We start from the raw sequence: 6,756 nt of genomic DNA on the forward strand, positions 1-6,756 counted from the left end.
GCAAAATAGGATGCCAGAGGTTGGTCGGGATTCTCATCCTCCGTCGGGATGGCGATGGCATTGATCGTATATCCCTTGGCTATGGCGTTCGACCTGCTCGGCTGGACGGGAAGCCCGTCGTTGTTCTCGCCATTGGAGGAGATATCGATGACTTTCTTTGCGGCCTTTCCCGGGAACTGGTCGAGCAGGAGACTGCCGATGTCGATAGCCGAGGAGACGGATGTTCCGCCACGCCCTCTGCGGATGAAGCCGGTATCGCCTTTCCTGCTGATCACCGCAGCCGCCGCTTCGGCATCTTCCAGTCCGCAGATGCTTGTCCACGGCAGCACGACGCGCGCGTGTCCGGGGCTCGACCACTCAAAATAGGCAACGCCGATGCAACCAATATAATTCCGGCTGATGGCGGCGATGATCTCTGGCGAGGTGAGTGCCGCGGCATGTCCCTCGCGTTGCATATCGGCGATCTTCGGATCGATGGATGACGAAAAGTCGACCGCGAACACGATGGCGACGTCAACGTTCGCGGCATGGGCCGAGGCCCCCCAAAACAGCGAAGCTGCAAGTATTCCTGTCACTCTCGAGATTGAACCGGCCGGCGTCAGGAGACTGCCCCAGCCTGTCGCCCGCACCAGTTTGCGAAAGGATGGGGGGCCGGCGTCCTGATGATACACACTGCCAAACATGTCATTCTCCATCTCGACATCCGGTCGTTTCAAAAAGCGGGTTCAACATGTGGAAATCTGGCGGGTGGCCTTGGTGCCCACGCCGAAGAGCAGCAGATCGGCCTTGGTCCACAAGAGATAACAGCCGAGCAAGGTCAGTGGCATGGCGAGGGCCGCGAAGGAGCCGCTCCACCAGACCTCAGGCAAAGCGCGGGCGAGGGCCACTGTCGTCGCCAGCATTGCCGGCAACCGGCTGGCGAGCACCGCACTGCGGAACGGATCGGGCCAAGCGGCCGGCCAGATCGGAATTGGCGTGCCGGGCCTGTGGAAGGTGCTGCCGAATTTGCCCAGCGCATGCAGCAGGCCGGAGGTCGCCGCAAGCAATGGATCGCCGAGCAGCAACAGGGCAATGCCGAGCCCGATCGCACCCAGGCCCGACAGGAAGTCGCCTAGACGGTTGAGGGCGGGATCGGGAGCATCCGGCCTTGCCCAGGCCCGGTGATAGGCCTCGCCGCCCCAGAAGAAGACCAGGGTGGTCAAGGTCAGCGCAACAGTGCCATGGCTGCCAGCGAAATATTCGATCACCGCCATGGTGACGCTGCTTCCCTCATGCAAGCCGACCGGCGCGGTGGCAATCTGGATCGCCAGACCGACAATGAGGCCGAGCGCATTGCCGCTGTTGTAGTAGCCACCCGGTCCCTTCATGCGGGCGCGAAGCGCCGATACCAAATGTGCGACCGGAAGAAGGATTGTCCGCGCATCCATCACTGCGCCCCCGCGACAAGTCCGGCCGGGTCTGGAATACGTTTCGCATCACCGGCAAGGGCCATCACATTCCTCCACTGGACCTGAATTGTTGGGATGACGATCGCCCGCCCGATTTGCGGACGCAGTTGCAAAGGCAGGGGCCGCGTCGAAGGATTGAACCGAAGCGGTTCGCAAGGACGTGCGTGCCTGCAGCGCTCGGTTCGACATTGCAACGGACAGGATCGCACCCAGGATGATGCCGGCACCCAAGACGCTCGCGGACGAGCTCCGCTCGCCGAGAAAGATTGCCGCGCCCAGCGCCCCGAAAACGCTTTCTGCGCTGACGATCACGGCGGCGTGGCTGGCCGGCGTAAAGCGGAGGGCAACCGTCTGTATGCCGAAGGCAATCGCAGTGGAGAACACGCCGAGGATGGCCAGTTCCGGGCCGGCTGCGGATGCGGCGGCCAGCGACAGATTGCCTTGCATTGCACCGAGCGGCAGGGCGAAGGCTGCGGCGCCGAAGAACTGTGTCGCGGCAGCGGTGAACGGCCGCGCATGCACCTGCATGTGCCGGCCCAGCTCGACTGCCCAGAGCGCATAGCAGGCAGCCGAGAGGACAGCGGTAAGATCGCCACTGCTGAACCCGGCTATCCCATCCGACAACAGCAGGGCTCCAACAAGGGTCAATCCGGCGGCGATTGTAAGACTCGCTGTCGGACGTTCGCCTACGAGAAACCAGGCGGCCAGCGGTGTCATTACCGTTGCCGTGCTTACCAGGAAGCTCGCATTGGTGACGGAGGCCCCGAGATAGCAAAGCTGCTGGAGCGTGATGGAGATGGCAAACAGCGCGCCCACCTTGGCCAAGCTGGAAAAATAGTCCGGCCCGAGCGGAAGCCGCTTCTCCATGAAGACAAAGGGCAGCACAAGCAGCCCGCCGATCAGGCATCGCAGACCCACAGCACTCAGCGCGTCGAGATGCACAAGCACCATCTTTTGCGAGACATTGCCGAAGCCCCACAAAGCGGCTGCAAACAGCAGCAGCAAATTGGCTCTTGTCCTGGACACGCGCCCCCCTCGAACCAAGCCTTTCGTTGACTTGGTCGCCTTAATTTAGCAAAGCCTAAACAGCCTGCCGTTACGGCAGCGCTTGAGCGCGAAGGCCGACTGTTGCGAAGCGTTAGTTTTGAGTTAGGATTTCGTCAGGCTGGGATAGCAAATGCAAAGTGAGGACAGCGGCGCTGCAAATAGAATCTCACTCTTCGGCGGTTTCCGGATTGAAAATGAAACGGCCGGCCCGCTTCGGCTGACCGGGAAACGAGGGCCGGCAATCATCGCCTATCTGGCCCGGTGTCCGGGCATGGCGGCGACGCGGGAGAGGCTGGCTGACCTCCTATGGGGCGACAGCGACGCTGAACATTCGCGCAACAGCCTTCGGCAGGCCCTCAGTGTCCTGCGCCAGGATCTGGCGCGAGAGGGGGTGGATCTCATCCATTCCAGCGGTGAGTTGATCGCCCTGAGGCCAGAGCTGGTTCAAGTCGACGTGGAGAAGTTCGAAACGGGTCTCTCGGCCCGTTCCGCCCAGGAGCTGGCGAAGGCCTTGGCGAACTACACCGGGCCCTTCCTCGACGGGCTTTATCTGGGAAGCAATGCGTTCGATGACTGGATCACATCGGAACGCGACAGGCTGCTCGGCCGCGCGCTTGAGTCCTTCGAAAAACTGGCCCGTCTCGTCGACCCCGATGCCGGGCTGATCCTGGCCGATCGTATTCTGACCATGGAACCGACACGGGAAGAATCCTATCGGCTCAAGATGGAATTGCTGCTCGCATGTGGCCAACGCGACAGGGCAATCAGGACATACGAAGCTTGCAGAAGCATGCTGAAGAAGGAGTTCGGCGTCGAAGCCGGCCCTGAAACGCGGGCGCTTTGGCAATCTCTGTTGCTTGCCGCCGACGACGCTTCAAATGTGCAGTCGACAAATGGTGTTCCGTCCAGCCAGCGCCTTGGGCGTCCGTCCATCAGCGTTGCCGACTTCGTTAATCTGACCGGAAAGCAAGGCGACGACTTTTTCGCCAAGGGACTTGTCCAGGACATCACGACAGCCCTCTCCGGAGTGGCCGACTATGTCGTGCTCGCCGCGCTTCCGTCCGAGAAGAGCGGCCCAGGCGAAGAAGCCAAGACACCAGGGATACTCCGGGCGCGATATATGCTCAGCGGCAGCGTCCAGAGATCCGGCAATGGGTTGAGGGTGAATGTCCAGCTCGTCGATGCCGCCGGCGGCCACCACGTCTGGGCCCAGAAGTTCGACGGCCACTCCGAGAACGCGCTCGAATTCCAGGACAGGATCGCACAATCTGTTGTTCTTGCCGTGATCCTCGAACTTCAACTGACCAACTGGAAGGTTCGAGACAAAAGCCCGCCAGGGATCCCTGAAGTGCGCAGGCTGGTGAACGAAGCCCTCATGAAATATTTTGAGATGACTCGGGACTCACTTTTGGTCGGGATAGAGCTTGCCGAGAGGGCCTTCTCGATAGGTCCCGACAATGCCCGTGCAAAGCGGACGCTCTCGATCGTGATATCCATGGGCGTGGCGTTTGGTGCGCTGCCTCGGGGGCGTGGGGTGATCGAGCGTGCGGTCGAGCTTGCGGAAGCCGCAGTACGGGCGGTACCGGACGATGAAATTGCCCGATGTATTCTGTCGTTCGCTCTCGAAAGTTGCGGTCGCATCGACGAGGCGATCGCCGAATGCCGCCACGCGATCAGCCTCAACCCAAGCTACCCAACTGGCCACGGCGATATTTCGATGCTCTTTGCGTTGCGCGGACAGGTCGACGAAGCGGTGCGTGAGGCCAACGAAGCAATCCGGCTCGGAACGCACGATGTCATCGACTTCTGGCGCCACCACGGCCTGGTTGTGGCGCTCTTCGCTGGCGGAGACAACCAGCGGGCGCTCGAAGCCGCCCGCAAAGTAGTCAGGACAAAGCCTGGCTTCGTTCGCGGCGCCCTTTATTGGGCCGCGACCGCATCGGCCACCGGAAATAACGAAGAAGCGTCCCGGGCCATCCACCATTGCCTGTCACAACTTCCGCATCTCAATCTGAGCAACGTCTGCCCTGGCTTTGTGCCGCGCTATGTAAAGGATCATCATCATTCCCGGTTCCTTGAGATGCTGTCGAGGGCTGGCCTTCCCAGTTCCTAGCCACATCGTTGGCGCAGACACCGTCATACGAAGCTGGAGGGTTCCGTCCTCCGCCCAGGCATCGAAAGCAGACGACGCGTTGGCAATTCCGGCCAGGTCGACCTATACGCTACCCTGCGATTGAGGTATTCGACGCCCCACGCCGTGGCGCCGGCCAGTCATCCGCCGATTTGCGGCTTGGGCCTATCATGGCGCGTGATAGAGCCCGTACGACGCGATCCAACCTGTTGAAGTTACGAAACATGCAAGATTATCAAAGGTTAAGGGTAGCCATAGCGCCCATGATGGACTGGACGGACCGGCATTGCCGGTTCTTCCACCGTCAGCTGACGAGCCATGCGCTGCTTTACACCGAGATGGTGGTGGCCGACGCCGTCATCCATGGCGCACGCGAGCGTCTGCTCGGCTTCGATGCGTCAGAACATCCGGTCGCGCTGCAGCTCGGCGGCTCGGATCGCGAAAAACTTGCCGAGGCGGCGCGCATCGGCGAGGCCTTTGGCTATGACGAGATCAACCTCAATGTCGGCTGTCCGTCAGACCGCGTCCAGTCGGGCACGTTCGGCGCCTGCCTGATGAAGGTGCCGGACCTCGTTGCCGGCTGTGTCGCGGCGATGAAGGCGGCGGTGACAATTCCCGTGACCGTCAAATGCCGCATCGGCGTCGACGAGCAGGATCCGGAGCCGGCCCTCGATGCGCTGGCGGATGGGGTTTTCGACGCCGGCGCCGACGCATTGTGGGTGCATGCGCGCAAGGCGTGGCTGGAAGGGCTGAGCCCCAAGGAAAACCGTGACATCCCGCCGCTCGATTACAACAGAGTTTATCGGTTGAAGGCTAGAAAACCTAACGAATTCATTGGCATCAATGGCGGCATTCAGACGATCGAAGAGGCGTTGGCGCATCTCGACCATGTCGATGGCGCCATGCTTGGCCGCGCCGCCTACCACACACCCGGCATTCTGGCTGGCGTCGATGCCGCTTTCTACGGCGTCCAGTCCGAGCCGTTCGATTTCGCCGCGCTGATCGATACAATGGCGGACTATGCGGCACGTCATATCGAGCTGGGTGGGCGGCTTGGACATGTCACCCGCCACATGGTCGGACTGTTCCATGGCTTGCCCGGCGCGCGCCGCTACCGGCAGATCCTGTCCACCGACGCGACAAAACCCGGCGCCGGCCCGGACGTGCTGAAGGCGGCTTTCGCGGCCGTCGAGCTCGGCGGAGCGGCAGCCGAAGCGGCTTGAGATTCAGGGATCAGTCCCTGAGGATCATGCGGTCGCCGCGCACGTCAAAACCCGACAATGAACCGATGAAGTTCATGCCGAGCAGGCTCTGGCTGAGCATGCCGGGTGCGGCGATCATCACCGACATATCCCTGCGCGTGATGCCGCCGATCGCAATCTGATCGGTTTTCACGGCCGCGGCGCGTGCCATGCCGTTGGCGGTCGAAACCGGTATGGTGTAGTTGAGCGCCGCTGGATTGAATCCGGCGGCTTGTGCGTCTTCGGACGTCAGCACGGTGCTGGTCGCGCCGGTATCCACCACGGCCCGGACCGGGTTGCCGTTGACCAGGATGCGCGCTTCGAAATGGCCGTTGTCCGCCTTGTCGAGCGTCACCGTGGCGTGGCCGTCCTCGACGCCAAGCGCAAGCGGACTGCCGGGAACAAGGCCCGCGGTCACCCGGCTGGCGACATCCTGCAGCTCATAGCGGTACTGATAGCCGGCGATCAGCGCGAGCGCGATGGCCGCCCAGGCGCCTAAGTTGCGGGCCATGGCGCCCAGGGGTCGGCCCGAGCGAAGCAGGCCGGCGCCGATAAGGGCGCCAAAGGCGCCGAGCCAGATCAGCCGGCTGAAATCGTTGTTCTCCACGCCGAGGGTGCTGCCGGCGGAATCGTTGAGCATGAGCAGGACTGCTCCCACCCCGATCGCGGCCATCAATATCCAGAACAACCGGCTCATCCGCACCTCACGACAGCGCGTCGCGTTCGCGCGCCATGCGGGTGCGGCGCGTTTCCCGGCGCGGCCGGCGCTCGACCGTTTCCAGCCGGGCCGGCAATTCAGCCATGACGCTGCGGCGCGTTTCCGGCGTCATCCCGATCCAGGCGCCGATTTCCTCGCGCGTGCGGCCGCACCCGAAACAGAAGCTGTCTC

The 6,756-nt window shown here is 62.4% G+C and carries 7 protein-coding genes; 2 read left to right on the plus strand and 5 right to left on the minus strand.

Going from position 1 to position 6,756, the window contains the following annotated elements; all coding sequences use genetic code 11:
* From ENZ74_RS16775 to ENZ74_RS16785, 3 genes are all read right to left on the minus strand, one after another.
* A partial coding sequence (locus tag ENZ74_RS16775; protein ID WP_127312875.1) for a DUF1194 domain-containing protein occupies positions 1-683 on the minus strand: 683 nt, incomplete at its 3' end.
* A gap of 42 nt (positions 684-725) precedes the next feature.
* The gene (locus tag ENZ74_RS16780; protein WP_127224125.1) at positions 726-1,427 is read right to left on the minus strand and encodes a hypothetical protein; all 702 of its coding nucleotides are present in this window, start codon (positions 1,425-1,427) and stop codon (positions 726-728) included.
* Positions 1,428-1,475: 48 nt separating this feature from the next.
* Entirely contained in the window at positions 1,476-2,474 is a 999-nt protein-coding gene (locus tag ENZ74_RS16785; RefSeq protein WP_063167983.1) for a DMT family transporter, read from the minus strand.
* 151 nt (positions 2,475-2,625) lie between these two features.
* On the opposite strand from ENZ74_RS16785, the gene ENZ74_RS16790 reads away from it, so the two are divergent.
* Both ENZ74_RS16790 and dusA read left to right on the plus strand, forming a co-directional pair.
* Positions 2,626-4,608, plus strand: a complete 1,983-nt coding sequence (locus ENZ74_RS16790; protein ID WP_063167984.1) for a BTAD domain-containing putative transcriptional regulator — start codon at positions 2,626-2,628, stop codon at positions 4,606-4,608.
* Positions 4,609-4,850: 242 nt separating this feature from the next.
* Positions 4,851-5,849 carry a tRNA dihydrouridine(20/20a) synthase DusA gene (gene dusA, locus ENZ74_RS16795; RefSeq protein WP_063167985.1) on the plus strand — a complete coding sequence of 333 codons (999 nt, stop codon included), beginning with the start codon at positions 4,851-4,853 and terminating at the stop codon, positions 5,847-5,849.
* A 10-nt stretch (positions 5,850-5,859) separates the two neighbouring features.
* Here the strand turns inward: dusA and ENZ74_RS16800 are convergent, their stop codons facing one another.
* On the minus strand, positions 5,860-6,564 hold the full coding sequence (locus ENZ74_RS16800; protein WP_024503317.1) for a TIGR02281 family clan AA aspartic protease: 705 nt from the start codon (positions 6,562-6,564) through the stop codon (positions 5,860-5,862).
* 7 nt (positions 6,565-6,571) lie between these two features.
* On the minus strand, positions 6,572-6,756 hold a 185-nt coding region (locus ENZ74_RS16805), incomplete at its 5' end, for a DUF1289 domain-containing protein (protein ID WP_127312876.1).

The organism is Mesorhizobium sp. M7A.F.Ca.CA.002.15.2.1, from assembly GCF_003998715.1.
In the GTDB taxonomy this organism is placed as follows: Bacteria; Pseudomonadota; Alphaproteobacteria; order Rhizobiales; family Rhizobiaceae; genus Mesorhizobium; species Mesorhizobium ciceri.

What these genes read in the sequence shown, in the direction of transcription:
- ENZ74_RS16780 (WP_127224125.1), bottom strand. Translation starts at nt 1,427, where the DNA reads ATGGATGCGCGGACAATCCTTCTTCCGGTCGCACATTTGGTATCGGCG.
- ENZ74_RS16790 (WP_063167984.1), top strand. Translation starts at nt 2,626, where the DNA reads ATGCAAAGTGAGGACAGCGGCGCTGCAAATAGAATCTCACTCTTCGGC.
- dusA (WP_063167985.1), top strand. Translation starts at nt 4,851, where the DNA reads ATGCAAGATTATCAAAGGTTAAGGGTAGCCATAGCGCCCATGATGGAC.
- ENZ74_RS16800 (WP_024503317.1), bottom strand. Translation starts at nt 6,564, where the DNA reads ATGAGCCGGTTGTTCTGGATATTGATGGCCGCGATCGGGGTGGGAGCA.